Below are 17,551 nucleotides of genomic sequence, written 5' to 3' on the forward strand. Positions count from 1 at the left end.
CTCCTCAGCGGTTGGTGGCGGCGAATGCCTCGATCTGGTCCAGGTGGTCGGGCTGCAACCCGGTGGAGCCCTTCGGCCGGATGAGCAGTGCTCGCCCGTCGGCGATCAGCTCGTCGTGGATCTCGCCGTACAGGGGGACCTCGGTGTCGTCGGTCCAGATGAGTCGGCGCCCTTCGGCGAGTACCTGCCGTGCGGCGGCCAGCTTCGCCGCAGGTGCCTCCGTCTTGACGGGGGTGGTGAATGCCCGCTCGAACACGGGTAGCGCCCATAGCCGTTCCAGAGCGTCGGCGTCGGCGCACCAGGTGGTGCACCAGCGGACCTCAATGGTGCCGGTCTTGTGCAGGTTGCGGATGCGGTCGATCAGTGGGGGCGCCCACCGCATCGTGTACTCGTAGGCATCGGAGGCGGACCAGCATCCACGTTTGCGGGGCGGGCCACCCCAGCCTGGGCGGGAGGCGTTGATAACGCCATCCACGTCGAGCAGCCACACCGGCGGCAGAGTGGTCACGGCTGGTCCTCATCGGGAAGGGCAGCGACGGCGAGGATGCCCTGCTCGACGGCGTACATGATGTTCTGCCAGCAGGTGGTGAAGCAGATGTCGCGGTGCCCGGAGTCTTGGTGGTCTTGGGGGGCGATCTTCCATACCTCGCGGCCGATCGCCGCCCACACGTCGTCCCATGTGATCTCCTGCTCGGCAGGCTGGCTGGTCCGCGTCATCGGCGCTCCTGGAGGTTGAGAGCCGCCCAGTGGTCGGCGGCGTCGTTGCGGATGATGAGTCGGTGGTTGGCGTACACCTGCCAGCCGAAGTCGGTCAGCGTGTATTCGCGGCTGTATCCGTGGTCGACCACCTCGCCCTCGGCGAGGATGCCTTTCGCTACGAGGGACAGCACGGTTTGTCGCCAGGCGGCGTCCCCGGAGAAGTGGCCGAGCGGCCCGAGGGTCTTGCCGCCGTGCGCGGCGGCGATCTCGATGCGTTCGGCCTGCTGCTCGGACAGGCGCACACCCTTCGGCGTGACCGGCTTCTGCGCCTTGGCAGGGATCGGCTTCGCCGTAGCCTCCGCCTCGGCCACATGGTCGGCGGGTGCCTCCCACGGCAGGCAGCGCTGCCGCCACACGAGCTCGCCGTACTGCTGGCGCTGCTGGTCGGTCCAGTGGGCGGTGCGGTCGCGGCGTGCCTTGTGGGTGAACACCGTGGCGTAGTTGCCGCCGCCCGTGGACTGGCACTCCGCGCCGAACCCGCTGCCGCACTTCGGGCACTTCACCGCTTGGTCAGCCAGGTAGTAGGCGCGCATGCGCTGGTAGTCGGTGAGTTCGACGGTGACGGTCACTGGTCGGCGCTCCCAGGCCGGGCGAGGCAGGTGGGGGAGCAGAAGTCCCGGCCGCCGGGCTCGCTGACGATCCATCCGCAGTTTCGGTGGGCGTGCCAGCGAACCTGTCCGGCGTTTCCGTTCCAGATCAGCGCGCTGTCACAACCGGCGCCGTTGCAGCGGAGTTCGGTAACCCGGTGGACGGTCATGGCTTTGCCTCCACTGCGGATGCCTGGGTGTACTTGGTGGCAACCTGTTGGCGGATGCGCTCGATGCGCTCGTCGCTGAGGCCGTAGCGCTGGGCGTGTTCCTCGGTGACTCCCGAGTCGGGGTCGTGCTGGAGGGGAGACCAACGGTCGATCGCGGCGGCCAGTTCCCACCGAAAGTCGATGGCGAATGCCTGTGCGGTGGTCAGGGGCCCCTGCGCGGTGAAGTCGTTGGCGCGGAGCCAAAGGTCCGTTTCGCGTCGGCTTCGGCCGTTGGTGCGCTCAGCCTCGCTGAGGTCGCGCCGGAATGCTGCGATGGCGGCGCGCTGGTTCGGCGCTTCGTACAGGTGGCTGCGGCCGACGTTGCTGGCCGCGACCCGCCACCAGCGGCGCTGGTCACCGTTGCCGGTGTCGGCCATCAGGCACCTCCTTGGCCGGTGGGCTGTCCACTCACCGCCCCAACATATCATGTGTGACGTGTTGGCGGGCTGTCCACATGTCATACTCGACGCATGAATGGTGACAAGAAAGACCGGCACCTCGGAAAGCGCACGACCGTCCGCCCATCAACGGACGTGAAGCTCGCCGCCCTGCGGGTGCTGCGCGCCAACGGCTGGACACTCAACGACTTCGTGCAGGCGGTCCTGGCGCTGGTCGCCGACAACCCGGCCGAGACGCTGCGAAACGTGGAAGGGTTCCGGCCACCGCGGCGGTCCGGTCGTCGCCAGCCGGCGGCGCGCTAAGCCGCATCGGGGGTGCCGTCGCCCTGCTTTATGTCCCGGATACGGTCGGGGCATGACCGATGTGAATGTTTGGTGGGATGGCCTGTCCGATGACGACCGCAACCTGTTCCTGCAACACCGCGCCACGTCGCCGCTGCCGGCGGAGGTGGTGACCCGCGCCGCGGCGACCGGGCAGCCGACGGCCGGTGCCGCGTGGGTGTCGTCGCAGCGGGGCGCCACCTTCGAGTGGCCGAGCTGGGTGCGGGAGTTCCTGGAGAAGAAGGCCGCCGAGCAGACTGCATGACCGTGGACGGATGGAGCCCCCGACCTCGCGGGTCGCGGGCTCCATCCGCCTTGAGCGATGCCACCGAGGATGATCGTGTCGTAACGGGCTTCGACCCCGGGCGCCGGATAGAGTCCGCCCGTGGCAGAAGGTGGAACGCAGTGGCACTGCGGCGGGAAGCTCACCTTCAACTCCGCCAGCAAAGCCGAACACGCCGCCATGCACCAGTCAGGGAAGCACTCGGTGCGCCTCGTCCCGTACATGTGTCGCGGCGGCAGCCACGGCGAGCACTGGCATCTGAGGGACGACACCAAACGGAGCACCCGAAAGGTGTCTCGGTACTTGAAGCGACACCCCGACAAGGCGCGGGCACGGCGGCAGGCTTGGAAACGTAACCGTCGGGCCCGTGACCGGGAGGCCCGTGATCGCCAGGTGCTGCTCGTGGCGCTTCTCAACGCACTTCGGGAGCGGCTGATCCGACTCGGGTAGGCGGACGGCCTGATGCCGCCGGTCAGCGGATGGCGATGATCGAGCCGTATATCTGCGACCCGTCGACCAGCACGACACGCACCCCGGCAGGCTTGGTGGAGCCGCCCCACTCGGCGTACGTCTGCACATCCTTCACGCCGGGATGCTGCGCGGCGCGGATCACGTCGGCGACTGCTGCCGCCCACGACACCGGGTCGGTCGGGGAGCCTTCCACCGCGGGGGCCGGTGCCGGCTGCTCCCACTCACCGGTGTACACCGCGCCCGATTCGGCTTTCACCATCTGCATCTGGATCTTGCCGTTGAGGGTGACACCGACTGGTTTCGGGCCGCCGTCGGTCGACCAGCGGGCGACATCGCCAACCCATGGCTGCGCGGCCAGCGATGCCGCCAGCCAGCCCTCAAAGTCGTGCACGCGCACAGGCAACACCTCAGGTCAGGCGGGGAAGTAGATGACGGGCAGGCCCTCGCGCGGCGGGAACGCCTTCATGTCGCTGGCGAGGATGTAGCAGCGGTGCTCGAACGCGGCGACCAGCGCGGCGGCGGCGTCATACCGGCCAGTCAGCCCCTGCCAGTACGACAGTTCCTCCCAATCCTCACCCCACGTGGTCAGCACCACGCAGCCCGGCTGGGTGATCAGCCAGTCGAGGGCGACACGTTCGGCGCCGGGAACCACGGCGCGGGCCTCAACCAGCGCGGGTACTGGCACCCCGTAGCGGCTTCCGTTCTCGTTGACCTGGCCGACTGGTTCGGCGGCGTGCATGGAACCCGCCGCGAAGGCGAGCAGGGCCGTCCGGTCCAAAACCAAGCTGACCGGTACGTCGTCGGGCTCGCTCACGCGGCGGTGGTGTCGCTTGGCTCGTGGCCGAACATTTCGGCGACGGCCCGCCGCGTGCGGGCCCGTACGGCGTCGAACCGCTCTGGCGGCCAGGCGGCGCGGGCGTCGGCGAGTGCCTTACGCGCCCACTCCCGCGTTTCGGGGGTGGACACCATGCCGCGGCGGGCCATCTCGGCGCGGAACTCCTCAGCCGGGCTGCGGGTGGGCTGCTCGTCCATGAGGTCAGGATACGCCTGCGGGGGCGGAACACGCCGAAGCCCGACACGCTTGCCGGTGTCGGGCTTCGGTTCACAGGCAGATGGGCGGTCAGGTGTTTCAGCGATCAGCCTAGGCGTCGGCGAGGATCGCGTTCCAGGCGTCGACCCGCCACACCTGCACGAACGTGGTGCCGTGCCCGTACCAGCCGGTGCCGTCCACCGCCACCTGCAACTCCTCGTCGTTGAGTGCGGCCACCTGGGCGAACTGGTCGTTGGACAGGCCGTACGGCTGCGCTACCAGCACCGCGGGGCGCCCGTTTCGGGACCAGCGGGTCACGTGGTCGGCCCACCGGCCGAGCGGGTCGCACCGCTGCACCCCGCAGCGCCCTTTCCGTAGCCAGTGCAGGTTTTGGCAGCGGGTTTCGGCGCGACGCAGCCCGTACTGTTCAGCCCACGACAGCATCTCCATGCGGGACTGCACGTCGATGTTCGGTCCGTACGGCCAGCCGCGCTCGCCGAGGGTTCTTCCGGCGGCTGCCCGGGCGTCCAGGTCGGCGACGAGCGCCCGGTCTTCGGGCGATGAGTGCCGGAAGCAGCGTTTCCCGCCGTCGGGGTAGAACAGGCCGTCGTGCTGGCAGCAGTCGGGGGTGGTGGACGATCCGGTCACAGGGGGTGCTCCTTGCGGGTGGGTGGCTACTGCGGGTGGTGTCCGGTGTCTGCTGCGGCGTCGTCCTCCACCACCTGCGCGGAGGCGGTGACCCGCCACCGCCGGTTGGGGTGCGCCTTCGGCCACGCCAGTTGGACGGCCGTGCCGTTCGCCGTGCGGTATGCGGTCACCTCGGGTTGGCCGGGCAGGGCGAGCCCATGCTTGTCGGCCTGCGCGTGTGCTTCGGCGAGCACCGTGTCGCGGTTGGTGTCCCATGCGGTGCTGGTCGTCTCGAACTGGAACCGTCGTTCCCGGTTGATCCACCGTTGGGCGCGGCGTAGCCCTTCGTCGCGGGTGTCGGTGATGAACAGGACGTCGTCGTTGAGGGCGGTGACGATGGTTTCGGCTTGGCCGTACTCGTCTTCGTCAGCGACGACGGGAACTTGTTCGCGGCCTTCGTCGGTGGGGCCGGCGGGTAGCCAACCGACGATGCGTCCGCACGACACTTCTGTTTCTTCGGCGGACACGGCGGTGCACCACAGCGGGTACGGCTGGGGGGTCATCGGTGGGGCGGAGAGCTGCTCGGTCACGGGGCCTCCTGGCGGGCTGCGAGACAGGCTGCTGGTGCGGGGGCAGGGTGGGGGGTGACCGGCCCGACCGCGCTGGTGGTGTTCACGGCGCGGGGAAAGCCGGTTTTGGGCTGGGTGGCGACGGCCGGGGATCCCGGTGCTCGGGGAGCCTACCCGCGGTGGGGTGGCGGTCGCCACCGTCGCCGGGCGTGTCAGCGTGTCGGGTGGGGCGGCCGGTATGCCGCGCAGGCGACGGTCAACGGTGATGGGGTTGGACGGTGATGGGCTGGTGCAGGTCGATGCGGTTGCAGCACACGTCGAACCCGCCATGCACGCCGCACTCCACCTCACCCGAGGTGGGACAGAACCACCGGTCGCATGGTGTGGCGGCGTCGATCGCTTCCCCGATCTGCTCGGAGCGTTCCACGATGCGGCGGGCCGTCTCGTCGTCGGTGAGTCCGCGTAGCAGCCGCGCGTCGGGGGTGCCCAGCGACGACGCGTTGATCAGCCGGCGGATGGGTGACTCAGCCACGGCGCACTTCCATGCCTTCCTCGATCGGTTCGAGCAGGTCCCACACCTCGGGCTCCCGGTCGGCTTCCAGAAGCTCACATGCCCGCGCCAGCAGGTGCCGGGGCAGGATGCCGCGCTGCTCGTACATGAACCCGTCGTAGTCCCAGCGGCCGAAGAACGCGTACCCGCCGGCGGCGGACGTGCCGTAAATGTCGGCGCGGTCGAGCCGTCCAGCGGGGTCGGACAGCAGATCGGGGATGACGCCGGGCTGGCGACACTGCCAGTCCTCATGCAGCCATTCCAGCGTCTCGGCACGGTCGCCCCACGCGATGGGGCACTCGGTGATCGTGGACCAGATGACGTACAGGTCCCGACCCTGCTGTGGCTTGACCACGATGCTAGGCACGTGCGGCCTCCGCCGGCTTGTTGTAGGCGGTGGCGTGGTGGCGGGCGATCCGCGCAGCCTGCCGTGCCGTCCGGTTGTCGGGGGCGAAGTGGGTGAGGATCGCATCCCCGATGTCCTCAGCAACCTCGGCGCGAGCCATGCGGATCTGCTTGTCGTGTGGGCTGAGGTAGTCACCGTCGAGCGCGGCGGCCCGGCCGACGTCGGTGAACCACACCTGGATTGTCTTCGGCGCTACCCCCGACTTCCAGCCCACCAAGCCGAGCTGGGCGAGATAGTCGGCGGCCTTCCGGTACGCCGGCCCGGACGGGAACGTCCATAGCGCCTCACCGAGACGGTGCCGGGCGGCGAGCACCTCCAACATCAGGTATTGGGTGGGCGGCAGGCTGTCTACGTCAATCGGGTCGGTCACCGGCGGCGCCTCCGCTTCGGCTCGTACGGTGTGACGACTGCAATGGCGATCAGCAACACCACCGCGACGGGAGAGAACACCTCCACCAGGATGTCCTGCTCCCGGTCGGTGAACTCGCCTCCGGTGAACGACGCGACGAGGGTGAAGGCGAACAGGGCAACCACGGTGAGGACGGTCACGATCCCTACGATCTGGCGGACGACGTTCACTATTCGGCCTCCACGCGTTCGCTGGAGAGGCCGGCGGCGGCGCGTACCCGCTCGTCCCGGTCGGGGGCGAACAGGTCGTACACGGTCACCGGCAGGTGGAACGCCACGTCAGCGAGGGTGTCCGGGGCGAGTCGCGCCCACGGGCGCCGCTCCCGCAGCCACGCCATGCCCTTGTCCCACTTGGCGGCCCAGTTGTCGTCCTCATACCAGCGTTCCTGCCAGTCGGTGACGGCCTGCTGCTCGGCTTCGGTGTAGTCCTCCCACCGGTCCACCTGCCGGTGCGGGGACGCGAGGTCAGTGGTCGGGTTCGGGAACTGGTCGCACACCGAGTAGGACAGGACGATCGGCTTGTCGTCGCGGGCACGCAGCAACTCCTGCACCTGCTCCCAGCCCTGCGCGTAGAGTTCCCCGTCGGGTTCGTCGCTATGGCGGATGGCCCGCCGGTAGATGCCCGCCTTCAACCCCTGGTCGATGATGCCTGCGAGCCACGCCCTGTCGGGTCCTTCCACCCACGCGTGGGACTCACACCAGCCGTGAATCTTCGCCGCCAACCTGACCGGGTCCGAACCGGCCACGAGAGCGGTGTTCAGCTCGACGTTGCTGGAGTGCAGCTTCACCCCGGCCACATGCAGCTCAACACCGTCCACGCTCAGTCGGGTCCGCAGGAACCGCACCAGCAGCCGCCGATGCTCGTGGCTGACCGGTCCGCGTAACGGCTGGCCGGGCCGCCACTCCTGGTAGGCGGCCTTGTTGGCTCGCTGCTCCTGCTGGGCGGCCCGCAGGCCAGTGTGCAGGTAGTTGGATCCGAACTCGCCGTCGGGAACCTCCGGCACCATCGCAAGGATGTGCGTGATCCGGTCCACGATGTCGGTGTGGTCAAAGTTCCAGGCGGCTTCGGCGGGGCCGCGGGCAACGTGATTCAGCCATGCCCGTTCGCTGCCACGCAGTTCAGCGTCACCGCTCGGGCTGTGGAAGTAGACGCGGCTCATGCGGTTGCCTCCTGGTTGAGTTCGCGGCGCAACACCACGATCTCATCGACGGCCCGCGACAGCACCGCCCGGATGTCACCGGGCGGGCAGGTGCATGCCTGCGGCAGGCCGGCGTCGCAGTGCCCGCACTGCTCCAGCCAGCGGCCCACCTCCACCAGGTCCAGCGGCTTGTCCCGGTCGGTCACCGTCGCCGGCATCTGCTGGTCGCCGAGGGTCGGGTCGGCGGTGATGCCGAAGTAGGCGTCCCGCATGCGCTCCCGCACGATGGTGCCGTCGGAGATGACGCATCCCTGCTGGATGCGCCCGGACGGGATCACCCGCATGGCCTGGAGTAGCGGCAGCGACAGGTTGCGGCGGATCCGTGCCCGCTCCACCCGCACGGCCGCGTCGGCGACGACAGCGGCGTCCTGCCGGATCCGGTCCTCGGTGGCGCCGTCCAGCTCGGCCGGCAGTTCCCCCATGACGCGTAGCCGCTCGATGAGGGCATCGCCGGCGGCCTGGTACGGGGCGCGCGGGTCGATGCGGCCCGTCACGTCCCCGTTGATGATCGTGGCGGTGGTGTTGGTCATCGGGGTGCCCTCTCCGCCCGCATCGCGATGGCGCCAAGGGTGGCGTGGACCTGCGCCGCGGCCAGCATCTCGCGCCGCCGGCCGCGCTTCCACCAGCCGGACATGGACGCGGACAGTGCACGGTCGGCGAGGTCTTCCGCGCGGCGCGCGTGCCAGTCAGCGGCGAACAGGGTGGGTCCGGTGTTGAAGCCGAGCCCACCGCCGGAGGTGGCGGCCTGGTGGAGGGAGCCTGCGAGAGGATCGGTGGTCTGGTTAGTCATGGTGTGCTCCGGTGGTTGGCGGTTGGGTCACAGAAACAACATCGTGACGCTGGCAATGGCCAGCGCTGCGGCCACAACAGCCGCCACGATGGCCTTCCTGCCTGCGGCATCGGCCTCGTCGGCGAGTCGGACCGCGTCGGCGGCGTGCGCTTTCGCCTCCGCGGCAAACCGCGCGCCCTCGTCGGCGTGGAACCTGGCCTGGTCGAGATACCGCACCCGGCCGGCGGCCGTGCACTCGTCGCAGCACCGCTCGGCGTTGGCCTTGTCGGTCATGGTGCCTCCGGTCGGGGTCAGGTCAGCGGATGGCGCCGGCGGGAATCAGCCCGAACTCTTCGAGCCGAGCCACGGACATGAACACGTGCGGCTTTGCGAGGCGGGTGCGCCTGCACAGCCCGTCGAGGGTGATGTCGCCGGCGCGAATGCACTCGTCCAAGTCGTGGATGTGCGGCCACGCTGCGATCAGGTTGAGAACGTGCTCGTCGTTGGGCGACATGCGCACGTCGAGGGGGCCGACGATCGCCGCGAACGCGATCGGTGGGCTGCTGCGCCTCACCGGCCCGACTCCGCGTACCGGCGCAGCGCCAGCTCGAACGGCACGTCGTCTTCCTCGCAGTGGTGGTCGGGGAAGTCCACGTCCGGGTGCCCGTCGCCCTCCATCGCCAGATTCACTGTCAGCCCGGCCTTCTCCGCGACCGCCAACGCCACCGAGGCTGGCGACGCCACCCGCTCGATCCCGAGGTCGTACACGTACCGGGAGTCTCGGCTGTGCGGGTCGTCCACGGTGTTCAGGAACCAGCCGCGGTCCTCGTTCCAGCCGACGTTCACTTCGTCGTGCGACCAGATCGGCTGCCCGTCGATGGTGCCCTGCCGGGTGAGGTCGAGGGCGATGTTGCCGTCGCGGGGTTGGTTCGGGTCGGCGTCCCAGTCAGCGACTGGGAACCCGGCCGCAGCCAGGGCTCGCGCTACCGCCCTGATGTACGGGACGTGGGCTCGATACCAGCCCGGACCCTCCCCGTACAGTTCGTTCATCGTCGGCGCGGTGCCGGTCATCGGGTGTCCTCCGTAGCGTGGTGCAGGAAGTGGTCGAGGCTGGAGATGCCAACACCCCGGTCGGAGATGTCCGGGTAGGAGGTCTCGTACTGCACGTTCGGCTTGCCGTGGATCGTGGTGATGCCGGTGACCGTCAGGGTGGCGCCGTCACAGTTCCGCGTCCACACGCTAGTCACGGCGGGAATCGTGTCGGTCACGCTGACACCAGCTCCCGCAGAAACGGCATCGCTGGGATCGCCTCGGCTAGAAACCCGTCCGGCTCGGCCGTGAAGTGCGGCGCCGGACCGGCCTCCCACCACGAGCGGAACGCGTCCACCGTCTGCTCCTCCTGGGTGCGCTTGTGGGTGAACGTCACCTGTCGCATCCCCGACGTCTTCACCACGACCCGGCCGCGCTTGCAGCCGTCCGGGTAGTCGTTCCAGTTGATGCCCTTCTCCGACCACAGCAGCTCCTGCATCTGCCCGGTGTTCACGCCGTGCAGCCGCTTGTGGGAGAACTGCGCCTGCGCGGCCATGGTGATGGAGTTGCGGACACAGTCGCGCTGCCGCCAGATGAAGTAGTTCGCGACCTCCCGCGGGTCGGAGATGGTGAACACCCGGGAGTCGAACAGCGCCAGCGCCACCTGCTGGGGCCGGCGGCGGGTCATCTTCGCCGACGCGAGCGCCGCCGACCCGGACACCATCTTCGCGACCACCCCGCCGAACCACGGCTGGGTGTGCGGAGTGGCGAAGTCGCAGGCGAGGACGCTGATCTCGTCGGACTGGGTGTAGGCGAACACCGCCCCGGCGATCTCCTGGCACAGATCCTCGGCGACCTGGTCCATGTCCTCCATGAACTGGTGGTCGTACGGCTTCTCGGCGCCGTGCAGGTAGGAGTGGAACGCGCGGCCGTCCACGCGGATGATCGTGTAGGTGCGTCGGGGCAGGACCGTGCGGGTGGCGGCCTCGTACGCCTTCATCCGGTCGCCGAGGCTGGTGTTGTCGCTCATCGGACGGGCTCCCCAGTGATGTCCAGACGGGTGGTCCCGAGCCGGGCCGGGCGGATCCGCTCGGTGGCGTCGGTGAAGCCGAGCGAGTCCAGCAGCTCCCGCACGCCGTCGAGGGTGTCGGGCTTGTCCTCGGCCAGCGCCGCGAAGAACGGCGCGATCTCGGCGAGCGCGTCGAAGGACTCGCCGTACATCTTCAACCGGATCGTGCCCGGCCGGATCTTGGCGCTGTAGTCGGCGATCGTGAACTCCCACGCGCAGCCGCCGGCCAGCGCCGCCTTATGCACGATGATCTCCGGGTGTGGGCTGATCTCCTTGACGGTGCCGGCGTAGTACCAGGCTTCGTGGGTGACCACGTACTCGTAGCGGTATCCCTCGCCGGGGTTCAGTGCCCGGACGGCGGCGTTCGTCGGGTCGGTCACGGCTGCCGCTCCTCGCCCTTGCTGGCGGCACGCCGCTCGTGGATGATCTCCACGCATAGCGTGCGCGCGGTGTCGTCGGCCGCCCCGTGCTGCTTCAACCACCCCATGATCTCCGTGCCGGACATGCCGCTGTCGGCCGCGACGCGCGCACCCACCGTGCGAAGATCGGCGATCTGGTTTTCCAGCAGGGTGACCTGCCGGTCGATGTCCGCGAAGGTGCCGATGTCCCCGCCCGTTGTTCCTGCGCCGGCCGAGAGGGCGAGCCGCACGAGCGCGGTCAGGTCCCGGGCGTACAGCGGCTGCCGGTCCCGCACGTCGTACAGGCCGTCGCCGCACACCCCGATGTACTCGTTCACGCGCTCCGCGGCCCGCGCCAGGTCGGGCAGGTCCCGGGACTGCTCGGAGATGCCGTCCGGCTGGTCGGGGATCTGCGAGGCGTTGGCGCTCTGCTCGTGGCTGCGGGCGAGGTCTCGGGCGGCGTGACTCGGTAGGACCGGACGGCTGCCGTCACCGCAAGAGCACGACCACCTGTAGCTGCCGGTGGTCGGGTCAGGGCTGACATCGGTGCGGTGCTCGGCGGTGGAGCTGGTCGTGGTGGTCATGGCAACCTCCGGTGGTTGGTGGTTGGTGGTTGTGGTTGGTCACGGCTGGTACAGCGGCATCGACCGGCCGGCGTCGGTGAACAGCCGCTCCGCGTCGGCGGCCGGCATCACCATGGCGAGCAGGAACCGCAGCTGTGACTGCTCGATCGGGGTGGCGTTCGCGCGGATCCGGGCGACCGACTCGGTGTCGGTGGGCAGCGGGACGTGACCGGCGAGCACGTCGGCGATGTACTGCTCGGTGGCGGCGCCGTACTGGTTCGTCGGCATGGCCTCGGCGGCGGACCGCGCGCTGCGGGGGTAGCGGCGGGGCATGCCCGACGGGTGGGGCAGCGGTCCGGCCTCGGTGATGATCTGCGCGGTGGTTCTGTCGGTCATGGCGACCTCCGGGACTCGCTGGTGGTTGGTGTCCATGCCGGTCAGCTCGCCCAGAGGGCGCGGGCGGCGGCCAGCACCGCCGTGTCGACCATCTGGCGAGCGTGGTTCACGCCGCCACGGACCTCGCCAACGCGGGTGGTGATGTGCTCGACGGTGCTGGCGCGGTGGCCGGCGTCCAGGGTCAGCAGCCGCATGAACGTCAACCCGTAGTGCCGCTGCGTCTCCGCGAGCTCCGCCGCGATCAGCGCGGCCGTGGCGGCGATGTCGCCGTTGAACCGGCCGGACAGGGCGTGGTGGGCGGCCTGGTACGCGGCCGAGTCGGTGCTGATCTGGGTCATGACGACCTCCGATCGGTCGGGTGTGGTGTGTGGTTGGGGTTCAAGCACAGCATAGGTGGCGTGTCGACGGGCAGGCTATGGCCACAGCCAGCAAGTCACAGAAAGTCAGTCGCGCGCTGCGGCGGCAAGCAGAACGGCACGGGCTTTCGCGTACCGGCGCCGCAGAAACTCGGCGACCTCCGGCTCCAGCACCGCCAGCCGATCCGGCGAACTGTTATGGCTGTTATCCGCCAGCTTCACCAGCCGGCCGAGCAGGTCGGCGGCGGCACGCCGGATCATGTCCATGTACGTCTCGCCTTCCCGCCGGGACACGGCGTCCACCGCCGACACCACCGCCTCCGGGTAGCCGGCTGCCCGCAGGTCATCCAACGTGACCGGGGTGTCCTCCACCACGTCGTGCAGCAGACCGGCCATCACCGCAAGGTCGCCGTGCTCTGCGAGGGCCGCCGCAACCGCCCGCGGATGCTCAATGTACGGGCGCCCAGCCTTGTCGACCTGGCCGCGATGCGCCCGCTCGGCGAGCGCGTCAGCGTCGGCAACAGTCGGGCCGGTCATCGGGTGGCCTCCGCCCGCACCGTGGACGTGTAGCCGCGCGCCCACTCCGGCACCTCGGCCAGCCGATCGTAGTGGCGGGTCACCCTGATCGACGGATGTCCCACCGCCGGACCGGACACCCGCAGATGCCGGAACCGGCCGTTGCGGTACTCGACGGCCAGCACGTCCGGCTCGAACTCCGTCGACCGCGCCAACATGGTGGTGGGCACGGGGGGTGCGTCGGTGATGGTGTACGTCTCAGTGACCGTCGTCGTGACCGAGCCGAACAGGCGGGACAGGAAGCCCAGGCGACGCCGGTCAACGCTCACTGCGCACCACCGGCGGTCGGGTCCTCCTGGATCCGCTTGCCCCGGGCGAACCTGCCCACCCGCTGCGACCAGCGGCGCACCTCCTGCTTGAGCCGGTCATCAGCCAGCGGCGGCTCGGTGCCGGTCATCGCCGCCCCTGCGTTCCGTCCTCACGGGTCAGCCAAGACGTCTCAACGCCGTCCTCCACCCGGCCGCCGTCCCAACGCACCGACACCCGCCAGTACGGGTCGGCGAAGTGGCCGTACCTATCGCAGCGGATCACCGTTCCGACAACGTCGGGCTGGCGCCATCGGACGACGCGTTCGTTGTGCTCGGGTTCCCACTCTTTCAGCGGGGTGTGGTCCTGGTCGATGGTCATAATCGGTCCTTTCAGGTGGTGGCTGGTCATCGGTTCATCTCCGGCTGCGGGTCAGCCGCGCGAGACGGCGGGGGAATCCTGGCTTGCTCGATACTCCGCGACGCGCTCCGCAAACTCCATCTCCGGTAGCACGGCAAGGTCCAGCGCGTCGGACACCTTCGGCAGCCGCACAAAACCTTCGCCGCGGACCCTCACGCCCACGAACATCAGGTTCCAGCCCTTACCGCCGCCATGGCCCTTGTTCCTGCGCTTGTACGCCGCCCGCAGCAGCGCATCACCACGGGCCGCGTCGACCCGCGCCTGCCCGCCGTCCCCGTCCCCGCCCGGCTGATGGTCCACTCGGGCGTCCCAGCCGGCCGCCGTCAACTTCTCGGCGAGCACCTGCGCGGCCTGCGGCACCGGCGAGCTCGGGTGCAGGGCCCCAGGGCGCGGCGCCGGAACATCCACGGACGGCGGCCCAGCCTGACCCTCTCGTGCCTGCTCCAAAGCCTGCTGGAACTCGTCAGGGTAGGCACGCCGCAGCTCGTCGCGGGCAGCAGCGTACACCGGCCCCAGCGTGACGTTCTGCCAGTCGGCGATCTGCCGCCGGAAGCGGCGAGTGAGGGTTTTCTGCTCCAGCCACCGCTGCTGCACGTGCGCCAGAAACCGGAACTGGTTGATCCGCCTGTACGCGGTGTCCTGGTCGAGACCGGCAACGGTCAGGTCAACGTCGGCGAGCGCCGCCATCGGCCGGTGCGGCAGCCCCAGCAGGTCGGCGGTGTTTTGCGCCAGCCGGTCCAGCGACTCACCCCACCGGTCCAGTAGCAGCGTGTGCGTCAGGTCGGGTTCCTCCGGTTCCTGCTGCACATCCCGCGCCACCACCTGGTCCAAGTCGAAGTCGGGTAGCGCCGCCAGCTTCCGCACCCGGTCAGTCAACGGTTGAGCTGGCGCACCTACCTGCAAAGCCCACAACGTCATCAACTCGGTGGTGTCGGAGTCGGCCCGCCGCGCCGCCGGATCCACCCCCGCCGCGTCCGCCGCCGCCACGAACATCTGCCGATACTCGGCGAAATAGACGCCGATCAGCTTTTTCGTGGCCGCCCGCACGATCGGATCGTTGTCGGTGCCGTACGTGTGCGGGCGCCCACGAGATTCCCGCTTCGCATGCGCCCGAACCTTGTGCAGGCGGGTACGGACCGCAGTAAGCGCCTCTGTGTTGTTACGGACTCGCACCGCGTGCGGGCCATCCTCGTAGCGGGCCCGCAACACCGCCACCTGGAGATTCGCCTCAGCACCCGTCAAGGCGTCAATCCAGTCGTCACGCCACTCCGGCAGACGCAACACCTGACGCAACGCCGGCGGCGTCCCCTTACGGGTCGCCTCAGCCACCACGCAGGAGCAGAAGTTGTCGTAGCTGCTGCCGAGTAGGACGGCGATCTGCTCGGGGGTGGTGTCTTTGGGGAGGGCGGCGATGTCGCGGGGACGTAGCTTCGGCAAGGGTGCCTCCGATCCGGGGTCAGCCGTGCAAGACGGCAGGTTCAGCCCTGCCGTCCGCAGTCGGCGCAGTAGTGGTCGGGCTTCGGGGCGTCACCGCACGCTGTGCATGTCGGCGAACCAGTCCCGGCGCGTTCAACGGCCGCGTCCGACTCCATGGTCATCGCAACCCTCGTCCACGCGGTCTGGAACCCAGCGAGCGGATCCATCTCGAACACGCCGTCGGCACGCTGCCGGGCCAGCGGCCCCACCTCCACCACCTGCGACCACAACACCACCTTCACGCCGGCGGAGAACTGGCCGATCGGCCACGAGTACAGGTCCAACCGGAACCCGTTGCTGTCGGCGGCGGTGACCACCCCGACCGGGCATTTCTTGTTGGCCAGGCCGACGGCGACCACGTCACCGGGCCGCAGGATCAGGTCACGGGCAGGGGCCGGGGTGTTGTCGGGGACGGGCTTCTTGGTCATCGGTTACCTCCGGTTTGCGGTTGGTGGTCAGCGAGGAGCTAGTACGAGCCGTAGTCGCCGACCTCAATCTCGATCTCGGCGTACTCGGGCTTCTTCGCCAACTCGCGGACCTCGCCCATGAACTTCTGCCACGCGGCGCGGTCGATCTCGTCCTGCTCGTCGTTGTGGTTGGAGATGTTGTAAGCGAAGACCCGCATCTCCGCCGTCTTCCGACCCATCTCTGGTTCCTCCTCGTTCGGGACTTCGTTGCCTGTTGATGGCAGGTGCTGTAGCAAGTGCCAAGCAACTTGCTACCGGGTTGCTATGGAGTTGCTTCGGTCAGCCGCGCGAGACGGCAGGGACGAGCAGGTCCGCGCGGCCATGCTCAATCAGGTAGGCCACGAGACGGGCGCGCGCCTCCGGGGTGTCGTTGTGCGTAACGTTGAACAGCGGACGCTCCGCCTTGATCGCCTCCCGCTCGGCGTCGAGCGCGTGCAGTCGGGTCGGCAGCCTTTGCACCGTTGAGTGGTCTGCGAACTCGGCCCAGGTCGAGCGCTTCGCATGGGCAGTCTGGCGCGTGGCGAGGTCGCCGGTAATGCCGATGTAGAGCAGCACATCGTCGGTGTCGTACCAGAAATACAGGGCGGTCAGGTCGCGGCGGATCTCGCGGAGGAAGTCGTTGAGGCTGGCCCGCTGCAACCACAAGGGTTCCGAATGAGTCGTCCGCCGCGGCATTCCGCGTTCGTGGGCGGCTATCAGGTCGGCCAGCACCTTCGGGCTGATGGTGTCGGACACCCGCTGGGCGAGGCTGTCAGGGGTGACCTCATCGCCGGCACTGCACATCGCCAGCATGGTTTGACAGATCACCCGGTGGTCGCCATCGAAGTCCGATGGCCGCAGGTCTTCGGAAGCCGCATCGATCAGCTCCGCGCCGCCATGCAGCAGCACCGTGAGCGCGCACCCCTCCATGCTGTGGCGCCACTCCTTGCCTTCCGGCCGGTGGGCGTCCAACTCGGGGGGCGTCAGGGCGAATGGCAGCGGATAGCCATCCCGGTTGGTCATGCCGTACCCCTTGTCTGCGCCTGAAACGCGGATTCAAGGGGATCCTTGAACCACCGCGGCCAGTTCGGTGAGTAGTGCTGCGCCATCCACTTGTAGCTGAGCACGTCGATGATGTGCGCCGCGTGCTCGCCCTTGAGGTCGTCTGGGTCCATGCGTTCAACCTGGCGGATGGCCTCGTTGCGGCACTCGCGGTAAATCTTGGGCCGCTTCCGCTCGACCGCTAGCAGGTGTCGGCGTCGCAGATCCGGGTCCATGGCGTCGATGACGGCATAGACCTTCCGCATCTGCTGCTCCTCTGCGTCGCTGTCGTCTGCCGCCTCGGCGGCAGCGAGCGAAGCGAGCGACACGGAATGTTCGTCGGACAGTCTTTGATCTTCCGTGTTTGTATCCGTCTTAGTGTCCGTGTTCTTAGTAATGGACCGGCCTGCCGACGTCTCGGTGCCCCGACGGTCCGGATTTCCGACGTGCCGGTCACCCGACGACTCGGGAGGCCGACGGTCCGGTCCTCCGACAGTCCGGTTTCTGGTACGTCGGGCGTCCGGTTCGGGCTGGGGCACGTCGCACACCGACATGACCGTGGTCCAGTGGCCGCGCTCGTCTGCCTCTCGGATGTACCGGACGTAGCCGATCGTGGCGAGTTCGGCGACAGCGGCGCGCATGGCTGCCCGGCCCTCGGTGGCGTCGCCGCGTTCACGGGCGGCAGCGACGAGCTTGTCGACAGTGGTGTCCCAACCGTCGGGGTACGACAGCAGCTCAGCCAGTAGCCCTCTGGCCCGCCAGCTCAGGCGGTAGTCGCGGAGGGCGGCGTTGGCGATCGGCGTCCACCCATCCTCGGGCATAGCGCGGCGCACCTTCACGGGTTGACCTCCCGTGATCGCACACCAGTTCGCAAGGTACTTTTCATGTGGGCGGAGCTACCTCTCCGTCAAGTCGTCCCTGGGGCTGTCGTTGCGAGCGCGGTTCCAGG

At 68.9% G+C, this 17,551-nt stretch carries 36 protein-coding genes; 2 read left to right on the forward strand and 34 right to left on the reverse strand.

Going from position 1 to position 17,551, the window contains the following annotated elements; genetic code table 11:
• Positions 1 to 4: 4 nt before the first annotated feature.
• The 4 genes from ACFY23_RS08850 to ACFY23_RS08865 form a co-directional block, all read right to left on the reverse strand.
• Positions 5 to 508: a hypothetical protein gene (locus tag ACFY23_RS08850; RefSeq protein WP_350676475.1), complete on the reverse strand. Its 504-nt coding sequence runs from the start codon at positions 506 to 508 to the stop codon at positions 5 to 7.
• Positions 505 to 717 (reverse strand): hypothetical protein, encoded by a 213-nt coding sequence (locus tag ACFY23_RS08855; RefSeq protein ID WP_350676472.1) that lies wholly within the window; start codon positions 715 to 717, stop codon positions 505 to 507. Before ACFY23_RS08855 ends, ACFY23_RS08850 begins: the two co-directional genes overlap by 4 nt.
• On the reverse strand, positions 714 to 1,328 hold the full coding sequence (locus ACFY23_RS08860) for a hypothetical protein (protein ID WP_350676470.1): 615 nt from the start codon (positions 1,326 to 1,328) through the stop codon (positions 714 to 716). The genes ACFY23_RS08855 and ACFY23_RS08860 overlap by 4 nt, the downstream gene beginning before the upstream one ends.
• A gap of 184 nt (positions 1,329 to 1,512) precedes the next feature.
• Positions 1,513 to 1,932: a hypothetical protein gene (locus tag ACFY23_RS08865; protein WP_350676467.1), complete on the reverse strand. Its 420-nt coding sequence runs from the start codon at positions 1,930 to 1,932 to the stop codon at positions 1,513 to 1,515.
• A gap of 93 nt (positions 1,933 to 2,025) precedes the next feature.
• Between ACFY23_RS08865 and ACFY23_RS08870 the strand changes: the two genes are divergently transcribed.
• Positions 2,026 to 2,256, forward strand: coding sequence for a hypothetical protein (locus tag ACFY23_RS08870; RefSeq protein WP_350676465.1), 231 nt, complete (start codon positions 2,026 to 2,028; stop codon positions 2,254 to 2,256).
• Positions 2,257 to 2,308: 52 nt separating this feature from the next.
• Positions 2,309 to 2,539: a hypothetical protein gene (locus ACFY23_RS08875; RefSeq protein ID WP_350676462.1), complete on the forward strand. Its 231-nt coding sequence runs from the start codon at positions 2,309 to 2,311 to the stop codon at positions 2,537 to 2,539.
• A 490-nt stretch (positions 2,540 to 3,029) separates the two neighbouring features.
• Here the strand turns inward: ACFY23_RS08875 and ACFY23_RS08880 are convergent, their stop codons facing one another.
• From ACFY23_RS08880 to ACFY23_RS09025, 30 genes are all read right to left on the reverse strand, one after another.
• Positions 3,030 to 3,425 carry a hypothetical protein gene (locus tag ACFY23_RS08880; protein ID WP_350676460.1) on the reverse strand — a complete coding sequence of 132 codons (396 nt, stop codon included), beginning with the start codon at positions 3,423 to 3,425 and terminating at the stop codon, positions 3,030 to 3,032.
• 15 nt (positions 3,426 to 3,440) lie between these two features.
• A complete protein-coding gene (locus tag ACFY23_RS08885) occupies positions 3,441 to 3,842 on the reverse strand; it encodes a hypothetical protein (RefSeq protein WP_350676457.1) in 402 nt (133 codons plus the stop codon).
• Positions 3,839 to 4,060 (reverse strand): hypothetical protein, encoded by a 222-nt coding sequence (locus ACFY23_RS08890; RefSeq protein ID WP_350676455.1) that lies wholly within the window; start codon positions 4,058 to 4,060, stop codon positions 3,839 to 3,841. Before ACFY23_RS08890 ends, ACFY23_RS08885 begins: the two co-directional genes overlap by 4 nt.
• Positions 4,061 to 4,169: 109 nt before the next feature.
• Positions 4,170 to 4,706, reverse strand: coding sequence for a hypothetical protein (locus tag ACFY23_RS08895; protein ID WP_350676452.1), 537 nt, complete (start codon positions 4,704 to 4,706; stop codon positions 4,170 to 4,172).
• A gap of 26 nt (positions 4,707 to 4,732) precedes the next feature.
• The gene (locus ACFY23_RS08900; RefSeq protein WP_350676450.1) at positions 4,733 to 5,275 is read right to left on the reverse strand and encodes a hypothetical protein; all 543 of its coding nucleotides are present in this window, start codon (positions 5,273 to 5,275) and stop codon (positions 4,733 to 4,735) included.
• A gap of 235 nt (positions 5,276 to 5,510) precedes the next feature.
• Positions 5,511 to 5,786 carry a hypothetical protein gene (locus ACFY23_RS08905; RefSeq protein ID WP_350676447.1) on the reverse strand — a complete coding sequence of 92 codons (276 nt, stop codon included), beginning with the start codon at positions 5,784 to 5,786 and terminating at the stop codon, positions 5,511 to 5,513.
• Positions 5,779 to 6,171, reverse strand: a complete 393-nt coding sequence (locus ACFY23_RS08910; RefSeq protein WP_350676445.1) for a hypothetical protein — start codon at positions 6,169 to 6,171, stop codon at positions 5,779 to 5,781. The genes ACFY23_RS08905 and ACFY23_RS08910 overlap by 8 nt, the downstream gene beginning before the upstream one ends.
• Positions 6,164 to 6,580, reverse strand: a complete 417-nt coding sequence (locus tag ACFY23_RS08915; RefSeq protein WP_350676443.1) for a hypothetical protein — start codon at positions 6,578 to 6,580, stop codon at positions 6,164 to 6,166. The genes ACFY23_RS08910 and ACFY23_RS08915 overlap by 8 nt, the downstream gene beginning before the upstream one ends.
• A complete protein-coding gene (locus ACFY23_RS08920) occupies positions 6,577 to 6,789 on the reverse strand; it encodes a hypothetical protein (protein WP_350676440.1) in 213 nt (70 codons plus the stop codon). The genes ACFY23_RS08915 and ACFY23_RS08920 overlap by 4 nt, the downstream gene beginning before the upstream one ends.
• On the reverse strand, positions 6,789 to 7,778 hold the full coding sequence (locus tag ACFY23_RS08925; protein WP_350676437.1) for a hypothetical protein: 990 nt from the start codon (positions 7,776 to 7,778) through the stop codon (positions 6,789 to 6,791). Before ACFY23_RS08925 ends, ACFY23_RS08920 begins: the two co-directional genes overlap by 1 nt.
• Positions 7,775 to 8,347, reverse strand: a complete 573-nt coding sequence (locus ACFY23_RS08930; RefSeq protein WP_350676435.1) for a hypothetical protein — start codon at positions 8,345 to 8,347, stop codon at positions 7,775 to 7,777. Before ACFY23_RS08930 ends, ACFY23_RS08925 begins: the two co-directional genes overlap by 4 nt.
• Complete coding sequence (locus tag ACFY23_RS08935) at positions 8,344 to 8,607, reverse strand: hypothetical protein (protein ID WP_350676432.1); 264 nt, start codon at positions 8,605 to 8,607, stop codon at positions 8,344 to 8,346. The genes ACFY23_RS08930 and ACFY23_RS08935 overlap by 4 nt, the downstream gene beginning before the upstream one ends.
• A gap of 27 nt (positions 8,608 to 8,634) precedes the next feature.
• Positions 8,635 to 8,880, reverse strand: coding sequence for a hypothetical protein (locus ACFY23_RS08940; protein ID WP_350676430.1), 246 nt, complete (start codon positions 8,878 to 8,880; stop codon positions 8,635 to 8,637).
• Positions 8,881 to 8,902: 22 nt separating this feature from the next.
• Positions 8,903 to 9,160, reverse strand: coding sequence for a hypothetical protein (locus ACFY23_RS08945; protein ID WP_350676428.1), 258 nt, complete (start codon positions 9,158 to 9,160; stop codon positions 8,903 to 8,905).
• Positions 9,157 to 9,657, reverse strand: a complete 501-nt coding sequence (locus ACFY23_RS08950) for a DUF6292 family protein (protein WP_350676425.1) — start codon at positions 9,655 to 9,657, stop codon at positions 9,157 to 9,159. Before ACFY23_RS08950 ends, ACFY23_RS08945 begins: the two co-directional genes overlap by 4 nt.
• A complete protein-coding gene (locus tag ACFY23_RS08955) occupies positions 9,654 to 9,833 on the reverse strand; it encodes a hypothetical protein (RefSeq protein WP_350676423.1) in 180 nt (59 codons plus the stop codon). The genes ACFY23_RS08950 and ACFY23_RS08955 overlap by 4 nt, the downstream gene beginning before the upstream one ends.
• A gap of 17 nt (positions 9,834 to 9,850) precedes the next feature.
• Positions 9,851 to 10,645, reverse strand: coding sequence for a tRNA(His) guanylyltransferase Thg1 family protein (locus ACFY23_RS08960; RefSeq protein WP_350676420.1), 795 nt, complete (start codon positions 10,643 to 10,645; stop codon positions 9,851 to 9,853).
• Positions 10,642 to 11,064 (reverse strand): hypothetical protein, encoded by a 423-nt coding sequence (locus tag ACFY23_RS08965; RefSeq protein ID WP_350676418.1) that lies wholly within the window; start codon positions 11,062 to 11,064, stop codon positions 10,642 to 10,644. The genes ACFY23_RS08960 and ACFY23_RS08965 overlap by 4 nt, the downstream gene beginning before the upstream one ends.
• Positions 11,061 to 11,666 (reverse strand): hypothetical protein, encoded by a 606-nt coding sequence (locus tag ACFY23_RS08970; protein ID WP_350676416.1) that lies wholly within the window; start codon positions 11,664 to 11,666, stop codon positions 11,061 to 11,063. Before ACFY23_RS08970 ends, ACFY23_RS08965 begins: the two co-directional genes overlap by 4 nt.
• Before the next feature lie 39 nt (positions 11,667 to 11,705).
• Positions 11,706 to 12,041 (reverse strand): hypothetical protein, encoded by a 336-nt coding sequence (locus ACFY23_RS08975; protein WP_350676413.1) that lies wholly within the window; start codon positions 12,039 to 12,041, stop codon positions 11,706 to 11,708.
• 41 nt (positions 12,042 to 12,082) lie between these two features.
• Complete coding sequence (locus tag ACFY23_RS08980) at positions 12,083 to 12,379, reverse strand: hypothetical protein (RefSeq protein WP_350676411.1); 297 nt, start codon at positions 12,377 to 12,379, stop codon at positions 12,083 to 12,085.
• Between the two features lie 105 nt (positions 12,380 to 12,484).
• Positions 12,485 to 12,934, reverse strand: a complete 450-nt coding sequence (locus ACFY23_RS08985; RefSeq protein ID WP_350676408.1) for an HD domain-containing protein — start codon at positions 12,932 to 12,934, stop codon at positions 12,485 to 12,487.
• Positions 12,931 to 13,242, reverse strand: coding sequence for a hypothetical protein (locus tag ACFY23_RS08990; protein ID WP_350676406.1), 312 nt, complete (start codon positions 13,240 to 13,242; stop codon positions 12,931 to 12,933). Before ACFY23_RS08990 ends, ACFY23_RS08985 begins: the two co-directional genes overlap by 4 nt.
• Positions 13,239 to 13,370, reverse strand: coding sequence for a hypothetical protein (locus ACFY23_RS08995; RefSeq protein ID WP_350676404.1), 132 nt, complete (start codon positions 13,368 to 13,370; stop codon positions 13,239 to 13,241). The genes ACFY23_RS08990 and ACFY23_RS08995 overlap by 4 nt, the downstream gene beginning before the upstream one ends.
• Positions 13,367 to 13,600: a hypothetical protein gene (locus tag ACFY23_RS09000; protein WP_350676402.1), complete on the reverse strand. Its 234-nt coding sequence runs from the start codon at positions 13,598 to 13,600 to the stop codon at positions 13,367 to 13,369. Before ACFY23_RS09000 ends, ACFY23_RS08995 begins: the two co-directional genes overlap by 4 nt.
• Before the next feature lie 51 nt (positions 13,601 to 13,651).
• The gene (locus ACFY23_RS09005; RefSeq protein ID WP_350676399.1) at positions 13,652 to 15,076 is read right to left on the reverse strand and encodes a hypothetical protein; all 1,425 of its coding nucleotides are present in this window, start codon (positions 15,074 to 15,076) and stop codon (positions 13,652 to 13,654) included.
• Positions 15,077 to 15,117: 41 nt separating this feature from the next.
• A complete protein-coding gene (locus ACFY23_RS09010; RefSeq protein ID WP_350676398.1) occupies positions 15,118 to 15,543 on the reverse strand; it encodes a hypothetical protein in 426 nt (141 codons plus the stop codon).
• Between the two features lie 38 nt (positions 15,544 to 15,581).
• Complete coding sequence (locus ACFY23_RS09015; RefSeq protein ID WP_350676396.1) at positions 15,582 to 15,761, reverse strand: hypothetical protein; 180 nt, start codon at positions 15,759 to 15,761, stop codon at positions 15,582 to 15,584.
• Between the two features lie 100 nt (positions 15,762 to 15,861).
• Positions 15,862 to 16,584 (reverse strand): GIY-YIG nuclease family protein, encoded by a 723-nt coding sequence (locus ACFY23_RS09020; RefSeq protein WP_350676393.1) that lies wholly within the window; start codon positions 16,582 to 16,584, stop codon positions 15,862 to 15,864.
• A complete protein-coding gene (locus ACFY23_RS09025; protein WP_350676391.1) occupies positions 16,581 to 17,423 on the reverse strand; it encodes a hypothetical protein in 843 nt (280 codons plus the stop codon). Before ACFY23_RS09025 ends, ACFY23_RS09020 begins: the two co-directional genes overlap by 4 nt.
• Positions 17,424 to 17,551 lie beyond the last annotated feature (128 nt).

Origin of the sequence: Micromonospora sp. NPDC000121, assembly GCF_042899165.1 — a bacterium.
Lineage (GTDB): Bacteria > Actinomycetota > Actinomycetes > Mycobacteriales > Micromonosporaceae > Micromonospora.

Excerpts from the sequence above, each read along its gene's own strand:
- ACFY23_RS08890 (WP_350676455.1), bottom strand. The coding sequence starts at position 4,060 with ATGGACGAGCAGCCCACCCGCAGCCCGGCTGAGGAGTTCCGCGCCGAG.
- ACFY23_RS08980 (WP_350676411.1), bottom strand. The coding sequence starts at position 12,379 with ATGACCCAGATCAGCACCGACTCGGCCGCGTACCAGGCCGCCCACCAC.
- ACFY23_RS09015 (WP_350676396.1), bottom strand. The coding sequence starts at position 15,761 with ATGGGTCGGAAGACGGCGGAGATGCGGGTCTTCGCTTACAACATCTCC.
- ACFY23_RS08925 (WP_350676437.1), bottom strand. The coding sequence starts at position 7,778 with ATGAGCCGCGTCTACTTCCACAGCCCGAGCGGTGACGCTGAACTGCGT.
- ACFY23_RS09010 (WP_350676398.1), bottom strand. The coding sequence starts at position 15,543 with ATGACCAAGAAGCCCGTCCCCGACAACACCCCGGCCCCTGCCCGTGAC.
- ACFY23_RS08985 (WP_350676408.1), bottom strand. The coding sequence starts at position 12,934 with ATGACCGGCCCGACTGTTGCCGACGCTGACGCGCTCGCCGAGCGGGCG.
- ACFY23_RS08935 (WP_350676432.1), bottom strand. The coding sequence starts at position 8,607 with ATGACTAACCAGACCACCGATCCTCTCGCAGGCTCCCTCCACCAGGCC.
- ACFY23_RS08855 (WP_350676472.1), bottom strand. The coding sequence starts at position 717 with ATGACGCGGACCAGCCAGCCTGCCGAGCAGGAGATCACATGGGACGAC.
- ACFY23_RS08940 (WP_350676430.1), bottom strand. The coding sequence starts at position 8,880 with ATGACCGACAAGGCCAACGCCGAGCGGTGCTGCGACGAGTGCACGGCC.
- ACFY23_RS08995 (WP_350676404.1), bottom strand. The coding sequence starts at position 13,370 with ATGACCGGCACCGAGCCGCCGCTGGCTGATGACCGGCTCAAGCAGGAG.
- ACFY23_RS08865 (WP_350676467.1), bottom strand. The coding sequence starts at position 1,932 with ATGGCCGACACCGGCAACGGTGACCAGCGCCGCTGGTGGCGGGTCGCG.
- ACFY23_RS08975 (WP_350676413.1), bottom strand. The coding sequence starts at position 12,041 with ATGACCGACAGAACCACCGCGCAGATCATCACCGAGGCCGGACCGCTG.
- ACFY23_RS08875 (WP_350676462.1), top strand. The coding sequence starts at position 2,309 with ATGACCGATGTGAATGTTTGGTGGGATGGCCTGTCCGATGACGACCGC.
- ACFY23_RS08960 (WP_350676420.1), bottom strand. The coding sequence starts at position 10,645 with ATGAGCGACAACACCAGCCTCGGCGACCGGATGAAGGCGTACGAGGCC.
- ACFY23_RS08970 (WP_350676416.1), bottom strand. The coding sequence starts at position 11,666 with ATGACCACCACGACCAGCTCCACCGCCGAGCACCGCACCGATGTCAGC.
- ACFY23_RS08950 (WP_350676425.1), bottom strand. The coding sequence starts at position 9,657 with ATGACCGGCACCGCGCCGACGATGAACGAACTGTACGGGGAGGGTCCG.
- ACFY23_RS09020 (WP_350676393.1), bottom strand. The coding sequence starts at position 16,584 with ATGACCAACCGGGATGGCTATCCGCTGCCATTCGCCCTGACGCCCCCC.
- ACFY23_RS08930 (WP_350676435.1), bottom strand. The coding sequence starts at position 8,347 with ATGACCAACACCACCGCCACGATCATCAACGGGGACGTGACGGGCCGC.
- ACFY23_RS08870 (WP_350676465.1), top strand. The coding sequence starts at position 2,026 with ATGAATGGTGACAAGAAAGACCGGCACCTCGGAAAGCGCACGACCGTC.
- ACFY23_RS09025 (WP_350676391.1), bottom strand. The coding sequence starts at position 17,423 with ATGCCCGAGGATGGGTGGACGCCGATCGCCAACGCCGCCCTCCGCGAC.
- ACFY23_RS09000 (WP_350676402.1), bottom strand. The coding sequence starts at position 13,600 with ATGACCATCGACCAGGACCACACCCCGCTGAAAGAGTGGGAACCCGAG.